21 protein-coding genes and 2 pseudogenes are annotated in these 26,030 nt (G+C 57.2%); 14 read left to right on the top strand and 9 right to left on the bottom strand.

Features of this window, described 5'->3' with window-relative positions; all coding sequences use genetic code 11:
• Nucleotides 1-17 precede the first annotated feature (17 nt).
• Genes SOQ14_RS04595 through SOQ14_RS04585 form a run of 3 tightly spaced genes read left to right on the top strand, consistent with a single transcriptional unit; the run spans nt 18 to nt 2,553 of the window.
• On the top strand, nt 18-566 hold the full coding sequence (locus tag SOQ14_RS04595) for a VOC family protein (RefSeq protein ID WP_322896885.1): 549 nt from the start codon (nt 18-20) through the stop codon (nt 564-566).
• An 8-nt stretch (nt 567-574) separates the two neighbouring features.
• Nucleotides 575-1,417, top strand: a complete 843-nt coding sequence (locus tag SOQ14_RS04590; RefSeq protein ID WP_322896884.1) for an alpha/beta fold hydrolase — start codon at nt 575-577, stop codon at nt 1,415-1,417.
• Nucleotides 1,414-2,553: a cobalamin-independent methionine synthase II family protein gene (locus tag SOQ14_RS04585; RefSeq protein ID WP_322896883.1), complete on the top strand. Its 1,140-nt coding sequence runs from the start codon at nt 1,414-1,416 to the stop codon at nt 2,551-2,553. Before SOQ14_RS04590 ends, SOQ14_RS04585 begins: the two co-directional genes overlap by 4 nt.
• On the opposite strand, the gene SOQ14_RS04580 is transcribed toward SOQ14_RS04585, so the two are convergent.
• Nucleotides 2,550-4,649 carry an acyl-CoA dehydrogenase family protein gene (locus SOQ14_RS04580; RefSeq protein ID WP_322896882.1) on the bottom strand — a complete coding sequence of 700 codons (2,100 nt, stop codon included), beginning with the start codon at nt 4,647-4,649 and terminating at the stop codon, nt 2,550-2,552. The genes SOQ14_RS04585 and SOQ14_RS04580 overlap by 4 nt on opposite strands.
• A 21-nt stretch (nt 4,650-4,670) precedes the next feature.
• Nucleotides 4,671-5,837: an acyl-CoA dehydrogenase family protein gene (locus SOQ14_RS04575; protein ID WP_416232729.1), complete on the bottom strand. Its 1,167-nt coding sequence runs from the start codon at nt 5,835-5,837 to the stop codon at nt 4,671-4,673.
• A gap of 146 nt (nt 5,838-5,983) precedes the next feature.
• On the opposite strand from SOQ14_RS04575, the pseudogene SOQ14_RS14460 reads away from it, so the two are divergent.
• Nucleotides 5,984-6,079, top strand: a pseudogene (locus SOQ14_RS14460) (integrase core domain-containing protein); the annotation flags it as partial.
• A gap of 319 nt (nt 6,080-6,398) precedes the next feature.
• On the opposite strand, the gene SOQ14_RS04565 reads toward SOQ14_RS14460, so the two are convergent.
• From SOQ14_RS04565 to SOQ14_RS04540, 6 genes and pseudogenes are all read right to left on the bottom strand, one after another.
• The gene (locus SOQ14_RS04565; RefSeq protein WP_322896880.1) at nt 6,399-7,595 is read right to left on the bottom strand and encodes a glycosyltransferase family 4 protein; all 1,197 of its coding nucleotides are present in this window, start codon (nt 7,593-7,595) and stop codon (nt 6,399-6,401) included.
• Between the two features lie 83 nt (nt 7,596-7,678).
• Nucleotides 7,679-9,121 (bottom strand): O-antigen ligase family protein, encoded by a 1,443-nt coding sequence (locus tag SOQ14_RS04560; protein WP_322896879.1) that lies wholly within the window; start codon nt 9,119-9,121, stop codon nt 7,679-7,681.
• A gap of 265 nt (nt 9,122-9,386) precedes the next feature.
• Nucleotides 9,387-9,521, bottom strand: a pseudogene (locus tag SOQ14_RS14455) (integrase core domain-containing protein); the annotation flags it as partial.
• Nucleotides 9,522-9,706: 185 nt separating this feature from the next.
• Entirely contained in the window at nt 9,707-9,946 is a 240-nt protein-coding gene (locus tag SOQ14_RS04550) for a hypothetical protein (RefSeq protein ID WP_322896878.1), read from the bottom strand.
• A 19-nt stretch (nt 9,947-9,965) separates the two neighbouring features.
• Complete coding sequence (locus tag SOQ14_RS04545) at nt 9,966-10,796, bottom strand: FkbM family methyltransferase (protein WP_322896877.1); 831 nt, start codon at nt 10,794-10,796, stop codon at nt 9,966-9,968.
• Nucleotides 10,797-11,263: 467 nt separating this feature from the next.
• The gene (locus tag SOQ14_RS04540; RefSeq protein ID WP_322896876.1) at nt 11,264-12,982 is read right to left on the bottom strand and encodes a hypothetical protein; all 1,719 of its coding nucleotides are present in this window, start codon (nt 12,980-12,982) and stop codon (nt 11,264-11,266) included.
• A 910-nt stretch (nt 12,983-13,892) separates the two neighbouring features.
• On the opposite strand from SOQ14_RS04540, the gene SOQ14_RS04535 reads away from it, so the two are divergent.
• Nucleotides 13,893-14,849 carry a glycosyltransferase family 2 protein gene (locus SOQ14_RS04535; protein WP_322896875.1) on the top strand — a complete coding sequence of 319 codons (957 nt, stop codon included), beginning with the start codon at nt 13,893-13,895 and terminating at the stop codon, nt 14,847-14,849.
• Nucleotides 14,850-15,029: 180 nt separating this feature from the next.
• Nucleotides 15,030-16,967, top strand: coding sequence for an asparagine synthase (glutamine-hydrolyzing) (gene asnB / locus SOQ14_RS04530; protein WP_322896874.1), 1,938 nt, complete (start codon nt 15,030-15,032; stop codon nt 16,965-16,967).
• A 317-nt stretch (nt 16,968-17,284) separates the two neighbouring features.
• Here the strand turns inward: asnB and SOQ14_RS04525 are convergent, their stop codons facing one another.
• Entirely contained in the window at nt 17,285-18,631 is a 1,347-nt protein-coding gene (locus SOQ14_RS04525) for an oligosaccharide flippase family protein (RefSeq protein WP_322896873.1), read from the bottom strand.
• 680 nt (nt 18,632-19,311) lie between these two features.
• Between SOQ14_RS04525 and SOQ14_RS04520 the strand changes: the two genes are divergently transcribed.
• The 8 genes from SOQ14_RS04520 to SOQ14_RS04485 all read left to right on the top strand — a co-directional run.
• Nucleotides 19,312-20,178 (top strand): hypothetical protein, encoded by an 867-nt coding sequence (locus SOQ14_RS04520; RefSeq protein ID WP_322896872.1) that lies wholly within the window; start codon nt 19,312-19,314, stop codon nt 20,176-20,178.
• A 397-nt stretch (nt 20,179-20,575) separates the two neighbouring features.
• Nucleotides 20,576-21,667: a WavE lipopolysaccharide synthesis family protein gene (locus SOQ14_RS04515; RefSeq protein WP_322896871.1), complete on the top strand. Its 1,092-nt coding sequence runs from the start codon at nt 20,576-20,578 to the stop codon at nt 21,665-21,667.
• A complete protein-coding gene (locus tag SOQ14_RS04510) occupies nt 21,648-22,424 on the top strand; it encodes a PI-PLC domain-containing protein (RefSeq protein WP_322896870.1) in 777 nt (258 codons plus the stop codon). The genes SOQ14_RS04515 and SOQ14_RS04510 overlap by 20 nt, the downstream gene beginning before the upstream one ends.
• A 1-nt stretch (nt 22,425) precedes the next feature.
• On the top strand, nt 22,426-23,049 hold the full coding sequence (locus tag SOQ14_RS04505; protein WP_322896869.1) for an HAD family hydrolase: 624 nt from the start codon (nt 22,426-22,428) through the stop codon (nt 23,047-23,049).
• 11 nt (nt 23,050-23,060) lie between these two features.
• On the top strand, nt 23,061-24,572 hold the full coding sequence (locus SOQ14_RS04500; RefSeq protein ID WP_322896867.1) for a glycosyltransferase family 2 protein: 1,512 nt from the start codon (nt 23,061-23,063) through the stop codon (nt 24,570-24,572).
• Complete coding sequence (locus tag SOQ14_RS04495) at nt 24,572-25,273, top strand: glycosyltransferase family protein (protein WP_322896866.1); 702 nt, start codon at nt 24,572-24,574, stop codon at nt 25,271-25,273. Before SOQ14_RS04500 ends, SOQ14_RS04495 begins: the two co-directional genes overlap by 1 nt.
• The gene (locus SOQ14_RS04490; protein ID WP_322896865.1) at nt 25,270-25,617 is read left to right on the top strand and encodes a nuclear transport factor 2 family protein; all 348 of its coding nucleotides are present in this window, start codon (nt 25,270-25,272) and stop codon (nt 25,615-25,617) included. The genes SOQ14_RS04495 and SOQ14_RS04490 overlap by 4 nt, the downstream gene beginning before the upstream one ends.
• A gap of 172 nt (nt 25,618-25,789) precedes the next feature.
• Nucleotides 25,790-26,030: transposase (locus SOQ14_RS04485; RefSeq protein WP_322896864.1), on the top strand; the 241-nt coding region annotated here is incomplete at its 3' end.

Genomic DNA, 26,030 nt, shown 5'->3' with positions numbered 1-26,030 from the left:
ATTCAAGGAGAGAGCAGATGACGCAAAAGATCCTCGCCAATCGCCTGCATCACACGGCCTATGTGACCAAGGATCTCGAGAAGACCCGCGCGTTCTACGAAGACGTGCTCGGCTTCCCGCTGATGGCGACCTATTGCGAAAAGGACGAGCTGTTCGGCAAGGAACGCACCTATTGCCACGTGTTCTTCGAACTGGCGGATGGCAGCGCGCTCGCCTTCTTCCAATTCGCCGATCCCGAAGACCAGGCCGAATTCGGCCCCGATCTGCCGGAAAGCCCGTTCATCCATATCGCGCTGCATGTCGATGCCGATGGGCAGGCCGAATTGCAGAAGCGGATTGCCGCAGCCGGGATCACCGAGCCCGATACCTATGTGCTGGAGCACGGCTATTGCCGCTCGCTCTATGTCAAGGATCCCAACGGGATGATCCTCGAGTTCACTCATGATGACCCGCGTGCGGCGCCGCTTGATGCCGAACGCCGGGCTTCGGCGCATGGCGAACTCAAGCGCTGGCTGGCGGGCGATCATCACAACAACAACTCGTTCCGCGCTGAAGAAGCTGCCTAGCGCCAGCCATGGGCGCGCGTGCGATCATGGCGGCGCCTGTGGCCGGTGGTAATGCGCCCTGGCGCGGTGCGGTTGATGTTGAAGGCGGGCTGCTGCGTCTGACAGTGGCGGGTGAAGGCCCGCCACTGATCCTGCTTCACGGCTGGACGCTTGATGCGCGCATGTGGCAGCCGCAGATGGCTGATCTGGCGCGCGATTTCACGCTGATCATGCCCGACCGGCGCGGCTTTGGCCGCTCCAGCGCGCCGCCTGCTCTGATGCGCGAGGGAGAGGATATTGCCCGCATCGCCGATGTTCTCAAGCTTGATCGCTTCAGCCTGCTTGGCCTGTCGCAAGGGGCGAGCGTCGCGCTCGATACCGCGGTGATGATGGCCGGGCGGATCGATGCGCTGGTGGTGTGCGGGGCGCCGCTGCCAGCCTTGGTCGAACGGCACGAAACGCTTGATCTGGCGCATTATCAGGCGCTTGCGGCGGCCGGTGATCTCGCGGCAATGCGCGCCGATTGGGCGCAGCACCCGCTGATGCAGGCCTGCACCCCGGCTGCGGCCGAGGCGCTGGCGGTGATGCTTGCCGATTATGAAGGCCACGATCTGGCCCGGCCTTCTGCCTTGCCCGATCTGACCCGCACCGATGCGGCTTCACTGGCGATGCCGTTGCTGGCGCTGGCGGGCGAGCACGATACGCCGTGGCGACGGGCCTGCGCTGCGGCCCTGACGGCGGCCGTCCCGCATGGGTCCTTCGCGCTCGTCGAAGGGGCGGGCCATGTCGCCAATCTCGATAATCCGGCGCGCTTTGATGCGCTGGTGCGTGAGTTTCTCCAGGCCGCCGTGCTGCAAGGGCCCCCATCATGACTACTGATCGCTTTCTGACCACCCATGTCGGCAGCCTGCCGCGTCCCGATTACCTGCTTGATCTGGTGTTCGCGCGCGAGAGCGGCACCCCGGTGCTCGAGGCCACCTTCGACGCCGCGGTCGAGCGCGCCACGGCCTATGTGATCAAACGCCAGATCAAGGCGGGCGTATCGATCGTCAATGATGGCGAGATGTCGAAGCCGAGCTACGCCACCTATATCAAGCACCGCCTGTCGGGCTTCGGCGGCGAGGCCGGGCAATATGAATTTGCCGATCTGGAGGATTTCCCCGGCGCCAAGGCGCAGGTCTTCGGCAACAAGGGCCGCGCCAAGCGTTCCGCTCCGGCCTGCACGGCGCCGATCGAAGTCATCGACATGGAGGCGCCGCGTATCGATGCCGAGCGCCTGCAAAGGCTCGCCCGTGGCCATGCCACCTTCATGTCGGCCGCCTCGCCGGGGGTGACCGCGCTGTTCTTCCCCAACCAGTTCTATGCGAGCGATGAGGAATATGTCTTCGCGCTCGCCGAAGGGCTGCGCCACGAATACGAAACCATCGCGGCGGCGGGCATCACCTTGCAGGTCGATTGCCCGGATCTCGCGATGGGGCGTCACGTCCAGTTCACGCATCTTTCGACCGAGGAATTCCGCAAGCGCATCGGCATGAACATCGCCGCCTTGAACCATGCGCTCCAGAACATCCCGGCAGAGCAGATCCGCATGCACCTGTGCTGGGGCAATTATCCCGGCCCGCACCACTGCGATGTCGCGCTGGGCGAGATTGGCGACATCGTGTGGCAGGCCAAGCCGCAGACCGTGCTGCTCGAAGGCGCCAATCCGCGCCATGCGCATGAATTTGCCTTCTTCGAAGAGCACCCGCTGCCCGAAGGCAAGGTGCTGTGCCCCGGCATGGTCGAGCCGCAGAGCCCCTATATCGAGCATCCCGATCTGATCGCACAGCGCATCGGCCGCTACGCCGATCTGCTCGGGCGCGAGCGGGTGATGGCGGGCGTCGATTGCGGCTTTTCGGTGCACGCGGGCAGCAATGCGCTTGATCCCGAAATCGTCTGGGCCAAGCTTGAGGCGCTCGCGCAAGGCGCGGAAATCGCCAGCCGGAAATATTGGAGCAAAGCCGCCTAATCCGTCAGCGCGGTGATGTCTGCCCAGAAGTTATCCGCCCCGCGCGCAATGATTTGCGGGCCGAGTTTTGCGCTCCAATAGGCATCATTGCCGAATTCGGACCGCCACGCCCACAGCCGCCGGGTGAAGGGGTGCAAGCCATAATCCTGCGTGAAGCCGATCGCGCCGTGCACCTGATGGGCAAGCGCGGCGCCCACGCCCACCGCGCGGTTGGCGCGCAGCTTGGCCGCGGCGATCTCGTAAGGGGCGCTGCCCCGCGCCATTGCCTGCGCAACGCCGATCGCGGCGCAATTGGCGGCGGCGGCCTCGCACGCGAACGTCGCAAGACTTTGCTGCACCGCTTGGAACTTGCCAAGCGCGCGCCCGAATTGCTGGCGCTGGTTGGCGTAATCGACCGACAGGGCCAGCGCGGCATCAAGCGCACCGGCGATCTGCGCGGTGCGCGCCAGCGCGCCCAAGCCGATAACATCGCCCGGGATCGCCTGCGCAGCCACGCGATCAAGCGTGGCAGCGGCGCGCGGTTCGCCAGCAACATTGGCGGACAGGCTCAAGCCCGCATCAGGTATGTCGAGCACCATGGCACCGCCTTGCGGGGCCGGGGCGACCACATAATCCGCCCCTTCAGGGTAGCATATGCCGGTAAGGGTGCCGCTGAAGTGGCCGTCTGCCAGCGTCCCTTGCGCGCCGCTCGCCAAGGTGCCGCGTCCGCTGCTGCGGCCCGTCAGATGCGCCGCGATCACCGCTTCGGCGACGGGCAGGGCCAGCGCATGGTAGCCCGCAAGGCGCAGCACCATCACCGCGTCCTCCCAGCTCCCGCCAAAGCCGCCTTGCGCTTCGGGCACCAGCAGCCCGGCAAGCTCCACCTCGGCCACCGCGTTCCAATCGCCCGCACCGGCTTTCGGGCCAAGGCTGGCAAACAGGGCGCCTGCCATTTCGGCCAGCATGGTCTGTTCGTCGCTCATCTCAGGCCCAGCCCCCGCGCAATAATGCCTTTGAGGATTTCCCGCGTCCCCCCCGCGCAGCGAGAAGGACGGCGAGACTTGCAGCAAATGCCCGAGCACCAACCCCAGCGCCTCCGGCCCTGCCGGATCGACATCGACTGCCGCCTGCACCAGTTCGGGCATCGCCTGTTCAAAGGCATTGCCGAGGTCTTTCACCATCGTCGCCTCCAGCGCCGGGTCTTCCCCGCGCGCGATCTTGGTGGCGACAGACGCGCTCATCAGCCGCAGCGTCCAGGTCTCGGCAGCCAGCCGCGCGACCAGATCGGCGAGCGCCTTGTCGCCATGGCTTTCGGCATAGCGGATCAGCTCGACCAGCAATGCCATCGAGGACAGATACCGCTCGGGCCCCGAGCGTTCGAGCGAGAGTTCGGCTGTAACCTGCCGCCAGCCATTGCCTTCCTCGCCCAGGAGCGCGGTGGCCGGCAGGCGCACCTCGTCGAAGAACACTTCGTTGAAATCATGCCCGCCGGTCAGATCAATGATCGGGCGCACCGTCACGCCGGGGGCATCCATCGGGATGATGAATTGCGAAAGGCCCGCATTGCGTTCTGACGAAGGATCGGTGCGGATCAGCGCGATCATCACATGGGCGTGGTGGGCATTGGTGGTCCACACTTTCTGGCCCGCGATGATCCAGCCATCGCCATCGCGCCGCGCGGCAGTGCGGACCGAGGCAAGGTCGGACCCCGCGCCCGGTTCGGAAAGGCCGATGCACGAATAGATCTCGCCGCGTGCCATGCCGGGCACCCAGCGCTCGGCCTCGCTCTCGTGGCCATAGCGCAGGATCAATGTGCCGGTCTGCCGGTCGGCGATCCAGTGCGCGCCGACCGGCGCACCGGCTGCGAGCAATTCTTCCAGGACGACATAGCGCTCCATCGCGCTCCTCTCATGGCCACCAAATGCGCGCGGCCAGACCATGCCGAGCAGGCCTGCCGCGCCCAGCTTGCGGCTGAAGGCGGGATCGGGCTTCGACCAGCAATTGGCGCGCGCGACCGGATCGGTCACCCCGTGCTCTGCCACGATCTCACGCACCGTGGCGCGTAAGGCGGCGGCGCTTTGCGGCCATTCCAGCCGTTCGGGAACGAATGTCTGCACCTCTTGCCCCTTGCCCCCTTGTCAGCCCTGCGCCTCACGCCACGCGCGCTTGATCTTCTTGGCGAGCGACCACTTATGTACTTCGGTCGGTCCGTCATAGATGCGAAACGCGCGCACTTCGCGGAAGATCTGCTCGACGATGGTCTTGCCCGTCACGCCCGTGCCGCCCATCACCTGCACGCAATTATCCGCAATTTTCATGAGGGCTTCGGAGACGGCAACCTTGGCCATCGAGCTTTCCTCGGTGCCCAGCGCGCCGGTATCGAGCACGCGGGCGCACCAGTCGATCATCAGCTCGCATTGCTTGATGAGGATGCGGTTCTCCGCCAGCATGAAGCCCACGCCTTCGTGATCGATCAGCGCCTTGCCGAACGCCTCGCGGCGGCAGGCGTAATCGGTCGCGATTTCCTGCGCACGGATGCAACCGCCGAGCCAGCGCATGCAGTGCGAGAGGCGGGCAGGGCTGAGACGGATCTGCGCATAGGCAAAGCCCTTGCCCGGCTCGCCCAGCATCTGATCAGCCGGCACTCGCAGATTATCAAGGCGCAGCGTCGCGTGCCCGCCCGGCATCGAGGAATCGATGGTATCGGGCACATCCTCGATGTGGATCGCCGGATCGGGCAGATCGACAAGGAACATGCACGCGCCCTCTTCGGCCTTGGCCATCACAATCCCGACGCTTGCGCCCTTGTAGCCGGTGATGAAGCATTTGCGTCCGTTGATCCGCCAGTGATTGCCATCGCGCACCGCGGTGGTCTGCATCATCGAAGGATCAGACCCCGCGCCGCCTTCATCGGCGGGTTCGGTCATCAGGAACGATGAGCGCGCGCGGCCTTCAACCAGAGGCTTCAGGAAGTGGGCCTTCTGATCGGGTGAGGCGACATGGCCGAGCAGATACATATTCCCCTCATCGGGCGCCATGGTGTTGCAGGCCAGCGGGCCAAGCGGGGAAAGGCCCGAAGGGATCAGCACCATCGCGGTTTCGGCCTGCGTCAGGTGGCTGCCATCGTCCAGGATGTGCGGGGTGAGCACGCCGGCCGCGCGGGCCTTTTCGCGCATTTCGTAGACCAGCGCATCATCCGGCCCGTGGCCATCGCCCTTGGCGCGGGGGTCCTTTTCATAAGGGATCACCGTTTCGCGGACGAAGGCTTCGACCTTGTCGGCAATCGCGCGGGCGCGGGTCGTCATGGGCAGCATTTCCCTGAAAGAGCGGGGCGGACGGGCAAGGCTCTTGCCTCTATCGGCAAATCCCGCAAGGCCCGCCTGTGAATTTGGGGGAGATCAAGCCTGCCCCGAAGCCCGGCGCATGGTCAAGCGGGCGCATAACATGGCGCTTGAACGCTCATTGGTTCCTGTCGCTGGACGATGCTTGCGAAAAGCTGGAGGTCTGGCGTAGACGTTACAACGAGGAGCGATCGCACAGCGCGATCAGGATATCACCCCGATCAAGCTGGCAAAATCAGCCGGTGAAACCAGATCACCGGACCTCAGCAAGGCGGAAAACTCCAGATCCGAGTGGTCCGACGTTGGTTAACAGTGCACTTGGTGCCGGATTCTACCAGCAAACGGTCGCATTTCAGGGGAACTCGCCAAGATCAGCCCAGCGATGGCGAGGGCTTTTCGAGGTATCCAGTTGGGGGGACGTCAGCCGCCACGGCTGCGAGCATCTTTGCCATCACGCTCTCACTGTCGAAAATGGTTTGGGCAAGGGGCGCGTTAAATGATTGACCGCAAACCCACCCGGCAGGATCAATCACTCAAGTCGGCGACCCCCTGGGAAAGGTGGGCCTGTCGCTTGAGAAATTCGCTTTGGAAAGAATGTAGGCGCGCAAAGGCCAGACCATTCGCCGCCGCCTGCGAAACGTCCTGGGCGCGCTGGGCGAGTGACGACACAAACCTTGCCATGGCCGCTACATTCCCCAGCGGAACAGTCCAGCCTGCCTGGGAGGTTTGCACCAGGCTTTCCAGCATGCGATTAGCATAACCGATAACCGGAAGCCCGCACCCCATGGCCTCTAGATAGGTACAGGAAGGGTCGGACTGCCGGTTGAAGCTGAGAAAGACATCGGCCGTTCTTCGCGACAACGGAACCAACTCTGTCTCGAAATCGACCGCCGGGTGAAGTTTTACAATCTTTTCTAAATTCTTGGCCGCAATCGAGCTTTGGATCTCGTTTTGAAGACTGCCGCTCCCGTAGATATCAAGCGTGAAATTCGTGCCGATATCACGAAGCGCCGTTGCAAATGGTATGAGATCCTGAGACCCCTTCATGGGTTCGAGCCGACCCGAATTGATCAGGCGTAATGGCGTCCTTTGGGACAGGTGATCCCTGCGCGCGGCCATTTCAAGCTCCGAAGCGAACAGGTCGTCGCGCATGCGATTATCGAGATAAAGCAGCGTATCCGGGTTGAGGCTTCGGTAGGCATCATAAGCTGGATAGCCGTTCGTTTGCACTGCGTCAGACATCCGCATCGCCCGTCGGCGACGGAGCTCCTGCCAAATTGTCCAGATCGCACTTTTTGCCTTGCGCGAGACAGACAGCTCCCGATCAAGCTGGATGATTTGCAACCGCGTCTCGAGGGTATATTCGATCACCAAAACAAGCCGGGCCCGCAGATTTCTTTGCTTGGCAAGTAATGGCAAATCAAGATCCAGATGCATATCTCCGGACAATTCAATTACATCGTAGTCTTCCAGTCGAGCGGGATCAAGCGGTTCGTTCGGGGCTATGACCTGCAGACCAAAGGGGAGGTCGGACAGTGGATATCGCGCACCAAACGGGATGTGTGATGTTTGATTTCTTAAAATGCAATCAATGCGACCTGGCCAGTTGGCACAAATATACTCCATGCCGGATACGAACTTGGTGTCCAGAACGGGGTACGACGGGTCTGTGATGATTACCGGCGCGGGCGGCAGCATCAGCAGCCTTGGCTGGCTAGTCATCGAATTTGAGACCCCTCATTCGAGATATTCAAAATGGCGCTTTGATTAATGCGATATTTCTCAAGTGACTTTTACGTCGAAACTCAATTGGCACCTGTTGGCTCAAGGATCAAGGAAATCGCAGTTCTGGGAAAGTCCCTGTGCGATCGGGCCTTAGAACCTTGGCGGATCGAGCCTGGAGGGTGGATCATTGGCCCCGATTTGCGACGAGCTCCCTGTGGAATCGCTGCCAAAGTCCCCGCCAAGAGCCAGGTAAGGGGGGTAAGCGAAGAGTTTGGCAATAGGTCCACCAGGTTGATAGCCAGCACAAGCGACAAAGCTGTACCGGCTGCGCTCACATGTGAACCTCGCCACCATGCTCCCACCAAAGGTAGGCATAAGAGCCCGAAAGTCGCAAGATACCCGGCCCAGCCGCTGGTTCCGATAATGATGATCCAGGTCCCGTCGGTTATACTCATGTCCTTGCCAGTGTATTCGTCATACACCCGGTTTCGGCCATATCCGCCCCAGCCGAACAAGGGGCGCTGGCTCGCACGCTCGAGAAGGATGTTTTCGTTATCGATCCGAACCTGAAAAGAACCGGCTCGTTCGGGATTTTCATCCGCGACTTGATCGGCAAATGCCTGCACTGGTAACAAGTCCGCGCCGCGCATGAGCGGATAAACCAGGACGGTGATCGCCACCAATGCGCAGATGAGGCGAGCACTGTCCCGCCGAATGTAGATTGCCGCAGGAAGCGCTGCGAAGCCGAGGATCAAGGCCCCCATCGATCGGCAAAGAACCAAAATGAGCATCAGATAAGCCAGCCAAAACCAGGCGGAAACCCCGAAAATCCGATCTCGTCTTCGCGCGAGGTAGGCCGCAGCGACAGCGGTCATGCTAGTCAAGATGGCGACCAGTAATCCGTGCCCCAAAAAAACCACCGGTCTAAATCCGCCGCCCCGAATCTGTTGATCGAAGCTATGTGGAAAAAAGCCATAGATCCACGTATGTAATTGTGGGCTCAATCGGACTTCGACAAGCATCAGAAGGCTGTAAAATAGCATTGCCACGACTAGAGCCCGCAAGACATAATCCTGCGATCGGGCAGTCCGGATCATATTGTATCCGAGCAGAAAAGGAATGAGATTCACACCGTTGGAAGCAGCGGCGGATAATGCGTCATAGGGTTTCAGTCCCGGAAGCATTAGTTCACCGAATATCAGAGGATCACGGTTAGTTAGGACGGTGAGCATCGGTGATACTAGGTAGAGGACCATTAGTGCCATGAGCCACCATTCGCGAGGCACTCGTACGGCGCGGGGCCCCACAAAAATCAGAGCTCCGATCAAAGCGGCAACGCTCGGAATAGACGTCTTATTGAGCGCTGGCACCACAGGGAGATCGAACCCTGTGTTGACTGGCAACACCAAAAGCCCTCCCAGCAGTGACCAAATCAATGCGTGGGCCGGCCGTATTGAAGCGAACAATGCCAGAACCACCATCGGCCAAATGATCAACGCGGCATAGGCGATTGTATTAGGCATCAATCTGAATAACCCCGTTTTTGGGCTTGCTGCATGCAGATGGCAGGGAGATTACGAATTCGATAAAGCAATAGGAAAAATTCTTTGAGAGCTTGGGTGTACTAGTGTTGGTTTGTGCCCAAAAAATTCTATCCACTACACGTAGCGGTTTAAGGCGCTTTTCACGTCTAACCGGCATTGGTCCACTCGGGTCTTGAGTTTTTCGCCTTGCTTGGATCCACTGCGTTGGTTTCATCGGCTGAGTTTGCCCAGCATGATCGGGGGTATTCTCAATCGTGCTGTTCGGGCGCTCCTGATTGTAGTGTTTACGCCAGGCCTCCAGCTTTTCGCAAGCATCGTCCAGCGACAGTAACCGGTGAGTGTTCAGGCATTCGCTACGCACCTTGCTGTTGAACGCCTTGCCGATAGGCGCGTGCCATTCCACGTCGAAGACAAGATTGTAAAGGCTAGTTTCGGGAACACGATCGCGCCGGCGATCATGCAAGAAAGCGACCTGGTCTTACTCTTTGATAATGCTGTGCGCGCTGCGCAACCAGACAGCATCCAACTCCCAAGCTTTGTCGGTGAACTGAACAAATCTCAAGTTCAGGTGGGCGGCCTAGAGATGTTCGAGCCAGGCATTGCTTGCGTTCGCTGCGGATAATGGGTTTGCCATGTCCAGCGCAACGACTTTCCCCAAGGATGCGCGCGCATTTGCGACGCTTTTGCCGACTGGGAGGCGATATCGACCAGCCGCGATGCGAATTCCTGCAGAAAGCAAAACATTGCTCGACGCGCGTCCTCAAAGCCGCCGATGATCACGCATCCGATCTCGCCCATGCTCATGATCGCACCGCCGGACCGGTCAGATCGTTACCGAGGCCGCCTCTAACGCCACGTTCCGGCTGGGTTTGCGGTGAGAAAGCGAAGCGGCCCTCATCCTGAATTCGTCCAGTCTAGTCATAGGCACCGCAAAATAGTTGGTAGTCCTGCGAGGGTATTCATGGCCATCAAGAAATGAGTCAAGGGTCATTACACTACTGCGATGAGCGAGGCGGTTCGGTGCGAGCAAACCGTAATTCCTCTCTGAGAAAAAGTTGAACATGCCCTCTTTGGTAAACCCAAGAACATCGTGGGGTCCGCTCTCGAACATTATGAGCGGCTGACATTTTTCAATGAGTTTGACTGCTCCCCGAAGAACGCCCAGCTCCGCCCCTTCAACGTCGATCTTGATCAAGTCCGCCCAGTCTAACAAGTCATCCATCCGCTTCCTATCGACTTTAATCCGACGGACGCTTCCCTGTTGCTCGGCCAGCGAACTATAGCCACTTTGACTGAGATTGACAAAAAACTCAGCTTCGCCCGTCTGGTCGGACAGCGCGCAGCAGTGAACCGTCGCGGTCGGGAACTTGCGGGTCAGCCACGCAACCTTGTCTGGCATAGCCTCAAACGCGACAATCCGTGCGCTTGGGCAATTATGGCGCACCTCAGCGATTACTGAACCGATATGTGCACCCACGTCGACGAAGACGTCATTTGGTCGGCAAAGCTGAGCAAGGAGGCGGGGAGCTAATTGGTCGTTGACAGTTGTACCCAAAGCGACGCGAGGTGCGCGAACCAACGAAAAAAAGTCGCGTGCCGTGGATAGCCAGCGACCAAACATAGTCCCAACCAGCAGTTGCTTTAATGTTGGCATTGAAGCCCCCCGAGTTACACCTTAATTAATGTCATACATATCTTGATGGCGCCCGTGCAACTGGTGTCGTGGACGGCTCAGCTATGAGCACACGCATCGCAGCAGAGCGCGCACAGGGCTTGATCTTTGTTCCGCGGCGCCAGCTAACAGTCGGCCAATCGGCGCTTTCGAGCATCTACCGGACAGGAAACTTGCCGAGGTTGGGCACATGGTTCTTAGGTGGTTGCTGGCGGCCAGCGACCGGGAAGGTCATGGCCCCATACGCGAGCGGCTTTTCAGGTGCCCAGATGCGGTGATTTGTTCAGAAATCGTCCCCAATTGCGGTGGACTTTTGTCACTCGATCATGAACCCGACATCCGCGGCAAGCAGTTCTTTCGTCTTGAGCAAGCACCCCACGATAGCAAAATGTTACCGATTTCTTGTCAAAAAATGACGAGAAACTCGCGTCGCCATGACTAAGGTTACTTCACTGGGAAGGTTCCTGCGCTCCCACCGATGCCCTGGCCGGTCGAGTTCTCCCGTCCAGCGTATCGAAGACTAATCCGTCGGCCGCCGCCGATCCGATTGCAGAACTGCCAGCTAGCGGCCTGTAGTAGTCATTTTGATTGAGAGGAAGATAGTTCGGGAACCCGGAGGAATTAGGAACACGGGGGGCGTAAACAAGATTATTCCCCTCACGAAAATTCGCGTTCGTCCAAGTTTCAAATAGGCGGAGGATCCGAAACTCTTGAGGTGATCTAGATTGAAGCTGGATGACTGTGTTGCCTGCAATCACGACAGGTTCTCGCGTATTTTCTACAGTTGAGGGCCTGGATTGGTAAAGCGCGAGTGTCCAAAAAGGGTTAAGCGTACTTATTACATCAGGCATGATCCCAACGTTATTGCGGATAGTCGTTCCGCCAAAGCTAAGTGCAAAAAATTCTCCTGTGTTGCCCGTTCCGATCAGGAGATTGCGCTCGACGATCACGTTGCCCACATTGCCAATAGTTGAGCTGTTTTGGGTGGCCAACATCACTACCTGAAAGCCTCCCTCTAAACGATTGCGATTTATTACTCCAAAATGACCGCGCGTTCCCGATTGATTATACCGAATCGTTGGCTGGTGAGCTTGCCCGTTGCTTGACCACCCCGTAGTACTAACCATGTCGTTTTGTGCGATAACCAGCGAAGAGACTTCCGACGTGCGGATGGGCCCATGATCGGCCCAGCGCGGGGTGATAGATCGGTCCGTGCCGCCGGGCCCGCTAACTGCGTTCGGATTTTGTTTGATTGAGTTGCCTATGTAGGCGGTTCTTTCGGCGAAACTGTCAAAAATCCCGTAATCGTACCAATCTCTTATCTCGTTATCGGCGACGATCACGCCAACAGGTCGATCGATTAAAAGCACCCCCATTTGAAGGCCGGAAAATCTGTTCCTGAAGATGGTGGTGTTAAGCACATTCCCGACGTTTTGAATGCCGCTCTCATTGAAATTTTCGCCCATGCCTGTTCGCGGATCGTAGTCTCCACGTATATCGAGCCCGAAAATCGTGAGGCCATTGGTATCTGTCGGTGTAAAAAGCGGCCTGGTGATAGAGCCATCAATACGCAGGATCGGTTTCGCGCCCGACCCGAACGAGCCTATTTGGATATCACGCAGGCCGCGAAAGCTCGTATCGGCACTGAATAGTGTTTCTTCCCCTGACCGGAACAGCACTCTCATCCGGCTCTGGTTCGCGGCGCGGATGGCATCGACTGCACTGGTGAATCGCTGCGCGCCGCTTGGACAACCGCTGAAGTTACCCCGGTTTGAATAGCAAATTGTGCGCGTGCCTGCGTACGCGATTTCGGGGTCTTCGACTGTGATCGTTTCGCTATCGATAGCGTAGTTCTGATTGCGATTAGCGACCCAGACCCTAACCTCATACGTGCCGGGTCTCTCGAATACATGTCCAGCCAATGGTCCTTGTGCCGCGTTGGCATCTTTGAACGATTCCGGGAAATCATTGGACAGCGCCTCAAACCGGGCAGCAGGGTCTTCGAAGGACCATTGAAAGGACAATTCATGGATCGGGCGCTCAGTGCCAAGACTTTGATTAAGCGCTGCCTCGAAAAAGATGCCGCATGGGGCAATACAAGTCTGACGGGACGCCCGAACCGAAACGACATTGGGCGTTGCTTGAACAGAAGAACAAACTTCGTCCAATTGTGAGAGCCTTACGCATCCGGTTGATGGAGTAGGCGAAGGCGTAGGGGTAGGCGAAGGTGACGGCGCAGGCGAAGGTCCGGCGATTGGTCCGGACTCGCCTCCCCCACCACAACCCGTCAAGGCCAAAAGTGCTGCCAAAGCGGTGATCGCAGACCGTTTGGAAAACGAAGGAAGCTCAATCGCTTTCCTAGTCTTCTGCCGGCGTGCTCGGGTCCAACTTGCAGCATTCATTCCTACGATCCTTTGAAAGGCATGCTATCCAGCCTAGGAGCTGTATACTTAATTTTAAGTGAAAACCGGGCGAGCCCTAAGGCTGAAGTCGATCTACAAGCAAGCCATCCAAGCCCAAATGCTGCCGGCGTGGGACGGAACGATTTTTTGATGATGCGCCCACCTTTACCCGTCCGCGTACGCCGAGTGGTAGGAATAGCGATTGATCTGCTGACTCGTTCACGCAATATTGGCGCGGAAGGGCGGGCCGCATGGGAAATGGTGGGTTGAACTGCAGCTTACTTGGGGAACATCGGGTCACCGAGCCCGGCCGCACCCTGAGCGAGACCGTCCGATAAAGCCGATTTGCAATGTTCCGGCCCCAAGAAAGGAACGAAAGCCAATCGACATGTCTGGGTGCGGCGGCGAAAACGTGCCGGGCCAAAGTTGGCAGTTTGCGGTTAAGTGCGCAAATGTCACCAGATTTACGATTTTCTGTGTGTCCCGAAACCGCTCAAGCTAAAAACACTTGTTAGGCAAACAGATTAGGGAGACTTAATCACCTGACGACATACTACAAAAATGTCGGATCTACCAAAATTCGATTGTATACTCCGAAAGCTGACTCGGATCCCGATCGAAGCGCCAGATTGGGGAAAATCTGCAGGCAATTTTTCGTTAAGGAAGCAGTTTACTGATGATGAAGACCAACGGACGGCGCTATGCCTTGATCTCTCCATGCCGCAACGAAGCAGACTATATCCGCAAGACTTTGGACAGCGTCGTTGCACAGTCCGAACCGCCAACCCTTTGGATTATCGTCGACGACGGCTCTACCGACTCTACACCAGCCATTTTGGAAGAGTACGCATCGCGTCACGCATGGATCAAGGTTGTGCGGAAGCCCGACCGGGGTCATCGGGCCGTTGGACCTGGCGTGATCGAGGCGTTCTATGCCGGAATGGCGCACTTATCCTTGGGCGAGTTCGATTTCGTGTGCAAGCTTGATGTCGATCTCGACCTGCCGCCACGTTACTTCGAAATCCTGATGACCCGGATGGAGGCAAACCCGCGGCTTGGCAGCGCAAGTGGCAAACCCTACTACCGCAGCCGACGCGGAGCTTGGGTCAGCGAAAAATGTGGCGATGAAATGTCGGTGGGAATGACGAAGTTTTATCGAGTGAAATGCTTCGAAGACATCGGTGGCTTTGTTCGAGAGGTGATGTGGGACGGTATCGATTGTCACAAGTCGCGACAACTTGGCTGGATTGTGCGCAGCTGGGACGAACCAGACCTGCAGTTTGAGCACTTGCGCCCAATGGGATCCAGCCAGCAGAGCATCATGACCGGGCGCGCCCGGCATGGGTTCGGTCAATACTTCATGGGGTCCGATCCGATCTATTTCATCGCGACCGCCGTGTTTCGGATGACGCAGTGGCCATATGTCGTTGGTGGGATGGCAATGATTTTTGGCTATGCTCGGGCCTGGCTTCGTCGTGAACCGCAACTGGATGACAAGGTGTTGCGGGCATTTATCCAATCATATCAGCGACAGGCGCTGTTCAAAGGCAAAGCCAAGGCCATCGCCGCGATCGAGGCCCGCCAAGAGCGCTTCTGGTCCGATCGTGTTGAAAAACTCCAAATCATTAACTGAAGTCTGAGATTTGGGAATCCTTATTAATTTTGAGGCACATGAATGGAGTGTGTGTCGCTATGCGGCACACTGTGAAAATCAAGTCACTGAAAACTTCCAAGGAAAATTTTTCAATACCATCAGTCCGTGAACAAACACTGTCCTGTTTGTGAAGCGATAACTGGTTCTGGAGTTGCAGCAATGTGTGGTCTTGCCGGCTTCATGAGCCGATCCTTCCCCGATCCGGAGCGTCGCCTGATCGCAATGACGGATGCGATCATTCATCGTGGTCCCGATTCCAGCGGGCACTGGGTTGATGCCAACGCCGGCGTCGCTCTGGGGCATCGGCGCCTTTCCATTGTTGACCTCTCGTCGGCAGGTCACCAACCGATGACCTCCGCATCGGGCCGCTACGTATTTGTGTTTAACGGCGAAATCTACAATCATCTTGATTTGCGGGCGGACCTCGAAGCGGCTGGGTTTGCACCTGCGTGGCGCGGACTTTCGGATACCGAGACCTTGATCGCTGGTTTTGATGCCTGGGGTGTCACCACCACGATTGGCCGCGCCATCGGCATGTTCGCCTTTGCGGTCTGGGACCGGCAAAACCGCAAACTAATCCTCGGGCGTGATCGGATTGGCGAAAAGCCTCTTTACTACGGCTGGCAGGGCGAGGGTGAACAGGCTACTTTTCTATTCGGATCTGAACTGCGCGCGCTCAGAGCGCACCCGGTCTGCGGATCCGAGATTGATCGCGGCGCCGTCGCACAATTCATGCGCCACGGCCACGTTGGAGAATCGAACGCGATCTATAAAGGGCTGCACAAGTTACCGCCTGGCTGTCTGGCCGAGCTTTCGCTGGACAAGCCCGAGCCAGCAGTGACGCAGTATTGGTCAGCAGTTGAAGCGCTGCGTCCCACCGCGGCAGACATTGATCCTTCAACAGCCGTTGACGAGCTTGATGCCCTCCTACGCGATGCGGTTGCGCGTCAGATGGTTGCGGATGTGCCTTTGGGAGCATTTCTCTCGGGCGGTGTCGACTCTTCGCTCGTCGTCGGGCTGATGCAAGCGCAGTCGGCGCGTCCGGTCAGGACATTTTCTATTGGGTTTAACGAACCGCGCTATAATGAGGCGGAATTTGCAAAGCAGGTCGCCACTCATCTTGGGACCCAACATACCGAGCTTTACGTCGGCGACGCCGAACTCAGAGACGTGGTACCCATACTTCCGCATATCTATACCGAACCGTTCGCGGATTCGTCGCAGATTCCGACGTTTCTCGTCTCCAAGCTAGCGCGGGAGAGCGTCACCGTGGCGCTTTCCGGCGATGGCGGGGACGAATTGTTCGGCGGCTACGATCGCTACCGGCAGGGGGCAAGCTTCATGCAAAGGCTGCGGTACGTGCCAGCGCCTTTGCGGCCAGCGATCGCGGCTGCAGTGAAGACTCTCCCAACCAGCATGTTGGATACGGTGCTGGCACCTTTTCTCGCAGTGCCCGCTGGCAAAGAACCCAATGGGCAGCGCATGCACCGGCTGGCCGACTATGCCGCCAGCCGGTCGGTTGACGAATTGCACCGCAAGATGGTCTCGCGCTGGCCTCGGCCTTGCGATGTGGTGATCGGAGGGGCCGAGCCACAAAGCCTGCTTGGTAGCCTTCTCCCGCCAAGCAGGTCTGAAGGAGATGCAGCACGGATGATGTTGCTCGACGTGCTTACGTATCTTCCCGACGATATTCTCGCGAAAGTGGACCGGGCGTCGATGCGGGTTTCATTGGAATGCCGCGCACCGTTTCTTGACCATCGGGTGGTGGAATTTGCGGGACGCTTGCCGCAGGACCTGAAGCTCCGCGAGGGCAAATCAAAGTGGGCACTGAGGCAAGTATTGTACCGCTATGTTCCCGCTGCTTTGATCGAACGCCCCAAAATGGGGTTCGAGGTGCCGGTCGGCATCTGGTTGCGTGGTCCCTTGAAGGATTGGGCTCAGGCCCTCCTGGACCCCGAGCGACTGGACAGAGAGGGATTTCTGAATTCAAGACTGCTGACTGAAAAATGGGCAGAGCATCTTTCCGAACGTTTCAACTGGGGCCCCCAACTGTGGAACGCACTGATGTTTTTGGCATGGCTTGAAAGCGAGCGGTGATGATGGCCGGTGATCTGAAGCAGATCCGAGGTTGTGGCAGAAGCGCGTGGCAGTGTGTTTTGGCGGGCAGTTTTGACTCGGACCCGGTGACGATGCGCTTCATGTCACGCCCACCGGTTTTGCATGCAGGAAGTCGTTGCTGGCACAACCTTACATCTGGCGCGAGATCAGAGTCAGTGACCTGATTCCCATTGGCCACGTGGTTCTAGCGAGCGTTTGCCAGTCTGATATTCGTGGTCGCCGGCCGGCGCAGGCGCGCCGAGCTGGACGCCTTCATCTTGCATGAACGCCCGGCTCACATCGACATTCAGCTTCGGTCAGCCTCCACCAACAAAAAAAGCTATCAAGCCATCCCGATGCACGAATACAGCTCCGGCGGTGAGCGCAAAAGCGCCTCCAATGACGATACTGTCATGCAAAGGGTCCCAGCACTTGTGTTTTCGCGCAAGCATGATGGATCCCAAATGTGCCACAAGCAGCGCAAGCCCCTGTCCGATCAAGGCTCCCGCAACACCGAATGTCTCCGCGCCCACCCAGAGCAAGCTGGTCTGAACCACCGCTCGCACAGCAACGACAATGAAAAAGCCGCGGGAGTCGCCATACGCTAGCGCCGCTTGGTCATAGACCTTGCTTGCCAGCCCCATCATCTGGGCACAGGCGATCAGGACCACGATCAGGCCAGCGGAGGCATAGCGAGGATCATAAAGCATCTCGATTATGATGGTTCCGCCGAACGCGAACAGGCCGAGCAGTGCGAGACCCCCACCTGACAGCAACAGTCGCAGGCGGCGGACCACCAGCGCGTCATGGCTGTTTGTGGTCGGGTTGGTCTCACGATAAAGAGGGATCAATACCTTGGCTTGCACCACGTCGGTAAGCTGCGCAGCGAAGATACCCATGAAATAGCCAATATTGTAGACTCCGAGGGCGGCAAGCGAGAGGTATGCGCCCAGGATGGCCTTATCGCCTTGGAGAACGAAAAAACCCGATATTGAGCTCAGGAAAATCCATCTGCCGAATGTGACGATCTCGGCAGCATCCTCGCGGTTTATGCGAAACTTATCGACATGACCGTCAAGAAAAGTATGCAACATCGCGACACGTGCTGCCGCCCCGAGGATTATCCCGAAAACTAGCGCCCAAACTGTCTGAAGCCACCATGCTAAAATGATTACGACGGCGATGCTAACGGCCTGAGACCCGAGATCGAGTAGCGCCACGCGCGCGGCTCTGAGATGTCTTAGATATGTTTCATACCGCGTCGGAGTGAAGCCGCTGATCAGCAGCGAAATGCCCGCGACCGGTAGGAGCTGGGCAAGAAGAGGCTCATTGTAAAGCGTTGCGACTGGCCACGCGATAGCGATCGTAAGGAGCCACAGGACCACGCCTCTAAGAACCTGGATCGACCACACCGTGTTCAGAAACCGCGGAGTATCACCGCGCTCGTGGCGCATGATTGAGGGACTGGTCCCGGCATCGGACAGCATTTGAAGCCCGGTGATGAACACTGTCACCAAAGCCATTAGGCCGAACGCTTCGGGGAAAAGAAGTCGCGACAGAGCTAGGTTCGAGAGGAGGCGCAATGCCTGGGAAGCACCATTACCTAGCGCGATGCTCGCGGAGCTTCTCACGACGCGGGCTCCGATGCCGTCACCATTCGTCAAGCGTTCGAGCAAAGCGTGTTTTGTTATGTCTGGCATGCGCCCCCGCACTGTCTGTTCCAGCACCTTACTCCTGCGTTCTTTTCGGCACAATCACGTCTGCCGTCGCTAACGCAGCCTATGGCTGGACGCGTTATTCGTTGGTCCTGTCGGCAAAAAGCCAAACACCATATCCGCATGACGTTAGTCCGAAGGGGCCAAGCTGTCGGTTGTTCTGCGGTGGCTGATCGCAACTCAGGCGCATGTGTTTTGGGCGAGGATCATAAGGGGGCAGTTCGTCAAAGCTATCAATGTTGCGGGTGCCCAATTGGTAGAAACTTCGGACTCAGACCAGCGCCCTGAACTGTCTCAATAAGCGACAATCGATTTGATAGTTCAATGTTATATCAGGGAGGTTGCAGCTTAAGGAAATCGGCGAGAAGAGGATAGATCAGGTTGCTAAGGTCGGGGCGGGCGCTCGAATGGTCTCGCTCCCTTCCTTTTCACAGGGATTTAGGCCAGCCCTGTTCCAAAAAACGACATTCCAAAATCTAAGATATATTTCCGCGAGATCAGATAATAGAAACACCGATGCAGGGCGGAGATGATCCCGTGTCGGGATTTTGCCTCATATTCGGCTAATTCAATAGGGCGAAATATGACATGGCAGTGCCTAAGCTGTGTCTAAACTGGAGTAATGTTTGATGAAAAAGGCGATTGGTGGATTCTTACTTTCTCCGGAATTTCAGCGATCATTATTAGCACCTCTTTCCCGTTGGGCGTTACGAAAGCTTGATCCATTATTAAATATTGGAATACGTTTCAAAATGGACATGCAACTTTTGGAACGTGGCCATTACGCTTACTGCATGATGAACGCTTCTATTCTTGCCAAAAGCCTTGGGCATTCCCGAATCTCAGCCATCGAGTTCGGTGTTGCTGGTGGCAACGGGCTGAAATTCATGTGTGACTTTGCGGAGGAAGTGCAAAAAGCTACGGGTGTGACAATCGAATGTTATGGGTTCGATACAGGCGGCGGGATGCCACCGCCGGATGGGGCAAAGGATTTACCGTACTGGTTTCAGTCGGGACAATACAAAATGGATGTGGAGGCGCTGAAGGCGCGTGTGCCGAATGCTAAGCTTGTTCTAGGTGAAATTAGGGACACACTGCCCGACTTCATCCGTACACATAATCCAGCGCCCATTGGAGCTATCTTTAACGATACAGATTATTGGTCATCTACACGTGATAGCTTAATTATTTTCGATATTGCTCAAGAGAATCCAGAAATATTTCTTCCTCGTATTTTCGTATATCTTGACGATATTATTGGCTCAGAGATTGAGATGTATGGTCCTTATAACGGACAGCTTCTGGCCATTGAAGAATACAACGAGCGGCAGGACAGCGTTAAATTACATCTCAACCAAAACCTACTTAACGCCGACTATCTCCCATGGCGCTGGCAGATCTATTATGCACATCTGTTCAAGCATCCGCAGTATGAGAAATATGTTGGCGCTGCCAGGCAGGGCTTGATCGAAAGCGCACTGCGTCTCCGATCGTAAACAGGTCGATTTTGGATGGATGCAGTCTTGAGCGTTATAGATTTCTATTTCTGAAGTTTTCATCATCGTCGAGAGAAATAGTTCCTATTGGCGTCGCTGTGAAGAAAATAATGTAATAATTCGACAAGATAACCAAATTTATCGCATATTTTTTCGGTAAAATAGATCGATTTATATTAAATAATTCCGCGATTATCGTATATTTTGCTTAAGGTTCTTTTTGATTAGTCTCTATCATGTCGACACGAGCTGGAGTAATGGTCGCTCTCGTCGGGCCGGAAGCTGGACACCATGCCAGCTTCCGGCTATCGCGCCGAGGGCACGTGATCGACTTTTGGGTGGCGGCCGATTGTTACTCAGTCGCGTTTGTTGTGGGCGAAGATTATCAGGACAGCAGATGCCGAAGGGTTCTCTGATTAACAGGTTGCGACGACGGGTTCTGCGCTATGCTCTTGTCAGTGAAACGCGCAAGGGCGCGCATTACATGACAAGCCGGGCGCGGCCCAAGGCTTCTGCGGCTTTAGGCTTGTGCGCGGAGACATCGCCAAAGTACTCCCTACAACCGGCACTGCGCGCAGAAAACGCAGCTATTGTTATTCAAGGGCCGATCTGTTCTGCGGACAATTTCACAGTCGAAACCTTCCGCATCTATCGCCGCCATATGCCGAACTGCAGGCTTATTCTGTCTACCTGGAAAGACACGTCTCGGGAAGATCTGGATCGGATTGCCGAAGAGGGCGTCGATATTGTTCTCAATGATAAGCCGGCTATTCCCGGTCCGCTCAACGTGAACATGCAGATCGTAAGCTCCTCCGGCGGGATCCGGAGGGCGGCTGATTTGGGTGTGGAATGGGTTATCAAGTCGCGCACCGACCAGCGATTGTATCAGCCCACGATCATGAGCGGCCTGATCTCGCTGGCGCGACTCTTCCCGCCACTCGGAGCGGCGGCGAAAACACAGAAGTATCGGGTGTTCGGGATGGCTGCCGGGACCTTGAAGTTCGCGCCCTATCATCTGTGTGATCAGACGGTTTTCGGACATATCGATGACATGCTTTCCTACTGGTCTCCGCCTTTACACGAGAACCGCTTGCCCGAGAGCTTTCCGGCTGATCGGCTGCGCTTGTTCAAGGAAGTGCCCATCGGCAATCTTTGCCGCTACGATGCAGTGCCCGAGACCTATCTCGCAAGTCAGTTCCTGTTGCGGCAAGGACGTTCGCTGGATTGGACCGTTGCTGACAGCTGGGCGGCGCTGAGGGACCATTTTGGTGTAGTGGATCAGATGTCGTCGGATATTTACTGGGTCAAGGGACAGCACGATACGATGCGAGACGTGATCGGCAGCTACGCAGCGCTGTCGAACAGGGAGGAATTGGGCTTTCTTGAATGGGTACAGCTTGTGGAAGGTGCTTTGTCGCCTGACGCGGCCGGAGCTTACGAGCCAGTGCTGGACGAATGCATGATGTCCTTTGATCCGGGTTATCCGTGATGCTTCAGCACCGGGAGAACAACGCACGGCATGTGATGAATGGCGGCGCTGCGCGGACACTCGAATTGCCCGCGACCTCGGCGGAACAAATGACAGGGTGTTCAGAATGAAGAGAGGCAACATCTTGGCCCATCGCGGTCTTTGGACCGATCCTGCCGCCAAGAACAGTCGTGATGCGCTGATTGCTGCGCTTGATCTCGGGTTCGGGGTCGAGACTGATTTTCGGGACTCGGAAGGAGTGCTTTGGATTTCACACGATCCGGTCAAAGGGAGGGGCGCTGTCCGTGCATCTCGGTTCTTTGAGGATTGCGTGGGAGCGAACCGGAACGGACGGCTGGCTTTGAATATCAAAGCGGACGGGCTTCAACACTTGATTACCGATGCAATCGAAGCGGCGGGTGTTCCGACGGAGCGTTTGTTCGCATTCGATATGTCCGTGCCGGATGCGCTTGGATACGTCCGCCGCGGATTTCCCGTTTATTCACGGGCAAGCGAGTACGAGCCGGAGCCATCGTTTGCCGATTTCGCGCAGGGCGTGTGGGTGGACAATTTTTCGGGCGATTTTCCCCAAGTGCAGAAGGCCAAGGAATTGTTGGGAAATGGCCATCGGGTCGCCATAGTGTCGCCGGAGCTGCATGGTCGACCGCACGAGGGATTGTGGCAGGAGATTTTGGGGAGCGGCCTGCATTTGCATCCGGACTTCGAGCTTTGTACGGATTTTCCAAACGAAGCGCATCGCATTCTCGGGACGGACTGATATGATCAAAGCAATCCTGTTCGACATGGACGGCGTTCTGATCGACGCCAAGGATTGGCATTATGAAGCTCTCAACCGTGCGCTAGGCCATTTCGGCTACACCATCAGTCGTGAAAGTCATTTGTCTACATTTGATGGGCTACCGACCCGGACCAAGCTGCAGATGCTATCAAAGTCACGTGGCCTTCCGGTGGGGCTTCATCATTTTCTCAATGCATTGAAGCAGAATTATACGCTCGAATTCAGCAATATGCGGTGCAAACCCGTCTTCAACCATCAATACGCTCTGACGCGATTGAAGGCAGATGGCTATCTCACTGCCGTCTGTTCGAACTCGGTTCGGCAGTCGGTTGAGGAAATGATGCGGCTATCCGCTCTGAAAAGCCATTTCGATTTGCTGATGTCGAACGAGGATGTAGTCAAAGGTAAGCCAGACCCGGAGATGTATGTGGTCGCGATGGAACGGCTCGGTGTTCGACCGGAGGAATGCTTGATCCTTGAGGACAACGACCACGGCATTGAGGCGGCCATTGCGAGTGGCGGACATTTGATGAAGATCGGGGTGCCTGACGACGTGACCTACCGTGCCATCAAGGCGCGCATTCATGAAATAGACGACCGTTGAGGGGATTCCGAATGCAGATTTTGATCCCGATTTCCGGCCGAACGTCCTTTTTCCCAAAGGATGAGTATTTCTTTCCCAAGCCCCTGATCGAAGTGTCCGGCCAGCCGATGATTGAGCTGGTGATCGACAGCCTAAAGCACGATTTTCCAGACGCGGATTTCACCTTTATTGTCGATCGTGAAGATGCGCGAGAGTTCTCGCTAGATCGGGTGCTTAGGCTAGCTGCCGGGGAAAGCGCGACGATTGTAGAGCGACTGGGTGATACATCCGGGGGCTTGTGTTCCTGTCTGCTTGCGATCGATGCGCTCGATCCGGACCGTGAGCTTCTGATCTTCAACAGCGACCAGATCATCACCGACAACCTGGCGGCACATGTGGAGCGGTTCAATCATGCGGGAGCAGATGCCGGGGTGATCACCTTCGATGCTGTTCATCCGCGATGGTGTTACGTTGTGGCGGATGGGTCTGAAGTCGTTCAGGCCTTCGAGAAAAAGGTGATGTCGCGACACGCGGTTGCTGGCTTCTATTATTTCCGAAAAGCTGAGACTTTCCTTCTTGCAGCGCAGAAAGCTGTACTCAATGACGCGAATGTCAATGGTCTGTTCTACATAAGCGCGTCCTTGAACGAAGCGCTTCTGATGAACTGTCGTGTCGTTTTGTCTCAGATCGATGCACGAGATTACCATAGTTTTTTCGAGCCGTCCCGGATCTCTGCCTTCGAACGTTCCCCAGCGGCCGCGTCGATACGTGAACGGGAACAAGCGCACGCGCGCATCAACGTGATCCTGCCAGCGGCGGGGGAAGGAAGCCGCTTTGCCAAGGCCGGCTGGAAAAAGCCAAAGCCGTTCATTGACGTTCTCGGACGGCCGATGCTGTCCCACGTCATCGACAACGTTTCACCCATGGGCTCCCAAACCACCGTCCTTCTGCGTAAGCAGCATCAGGAAGAACAGGCCAGCGCGGTTCTGGATCTGGAAGCAAAGGGTGTTACGGTCATTCCGGTTGAGAAGTTGACCGAAGGCACGGCAGCGACCGTGTTGCTGGCCCGGCGTTTGTTCGACGACGATCGACCGATGATTGTGGCTAACTCCGATCAAATCGTCGAATTCAACGTCTCCGACTTCGTAGAAGATTGCTTCAATCGACAACTCGACGGCTCGATCCTCGTGTTCCGGGACACGGAGATGGATCCGAAATGGTCCTTTGCACGAGTAGGTGCCTACGGATTAGTTCAGGAGGTGGCTGAAAAGAAGCCTATTTCGGATCTCGCCACGGTCGGGATCTACCTGTTTGCCCGAGGTAAGGATTTTGTTGGCGCCGCTGCGGACATGATGGCGGCCAACGAACGCGTAAATGGCGAGTTCTATACTTGCCCTGTCTATAACTTTATGATTGCACAGGGCGCAAGGATCGGCGTCTACGAAGTTCCGGTGCACGCTATGCAGGGCCTCGGGACACCAGAGGACTTGGAAGCCTTTCTGAAAAAGCAAGGCGCCGGTCCGTCACCCGATGCGCCGGATTGATGCGGGTCATCGTGCCTCTGGCTGGGCCGGATTTCATTCGGCCTGACGGCTCGGTGAAAGCCGAGCTCGTCGTTCAAGGCCAACCAATGCTGCGCGCCGCGCTCGGTTCTCGCCCATGGGCCGTTGAGGTCGCACCGGAGAGGTACGCCTTCGTCATGGCGGACAGGCCGGAAACCCGCGCCTTCGCGTCAGGGCCGCTCACCCGCTGGTATCCGGGTGCTGCTCACGTGTTTCTTGGCCAATATTCCATGGGTGCAGCTCTGAGCGCATTGGCCGGTGTCGCGACGAGCGGTGCCGACGAGGGCCCGTTGATCATTGATCTTGCGGATATTCTCTATGTGAGCGATCTAAAGCCGCGCGCCGTTTTCTCTCGGGACTCGAAATGCGGTGCCATTGCGCTCGCCTTTCAGAGCACCTCACCCAGCTACAGCTACCTGAGGCTCGACCAAGACGGCCGGGTGGTCGAAGCCGCCGAGAAACGGGTGATCTCCACTAACGCATCGGCGGGCACGTATGTCTTTGCCGACGCCTCGGTGTATCTGATCGCTGTGGCACATGCCCTCCGTGACTTCGACGGGCAGCAGCACAACGGCCTTCTCTACGTCTGTCCATTGTTCAACGGCGTGTTAGCTGCGGGCTACAATGTGCACCTCGCGCCGGTGACTGATGTCGTCGACATTAAGCAAGGTGATATCCTTTGATCCAAGACATTCGGGCTTTGACACACGCGTACATCACCGCGTTCCACAACCGGGACATTGAGAGTGTTGCGGCGCTCATGCACGAGGATTTCGTGTTGACCGATCCTGAAAACGAGGCGTTGGGACCTCGAGACAGGGTGCTGAGGTTCATCTCGGACCTGTTCGATCGTGCAGGCAACAGTTTGGCGTTCCGGCCTCAAACGGTTCTGGTCGATGGAGCGCACAGCGCCATCGAGTTCGAACTTTCGATTGGACAAGACTTTCTCGAGGGGATTGACCTTATTGAATGGCAGGACGGGCGCATGATCTCCATGCGTGCCCATCTGACGCAACGGGTCAAGTAGATCGGGCTGAACCACCTCGGGATTGCCGGAGCTTCCACCTCAGGAATAGGTGGGGGCCCCTATGATCATGACAACAAACAAGCTTTACCGTAAGCGCTGTCCTGAGCCCACCTTGCGCGGGTGACGCGGACCGCGGAGTGTCCGCGCCCTGATTGTAGAGGGCGCTGATGCTATGACGATGTCATGTGATGATGCTGGTATCAGCGGTGTGCGTCGCTTCGAGGTTTTCACCGGTGTCGGCAAGCGTCGGGACTGGCCGCCGGAGGTGAAGGCCTCGATCGTCGCGGAGAGCTATTCGGGCACGGAGAGTGTGAGCGCGGTGGCGCGCCGCCATGGCATGTCGGTATCCCAGCTCTTCACTTGGCGCCGCCTGCTGCGCAAGGAGATGGAGGAGCGCGGTATCGCGCTGCCAG

Source organism: Erythrobacter epiphyticus, from assembly GCF_034653295.1.
Classification (GTDB): domain Bacteria; phylum Pseudomonadota; class Alphaproteobacteria; order Sphingomonadales; family Sphingomonadaceae; genus Erythrobacter.
Note: the sequence above shows the minus strand (reverse complement) of the source record. Positions and strands in the feature narration are given on the sequence as shown.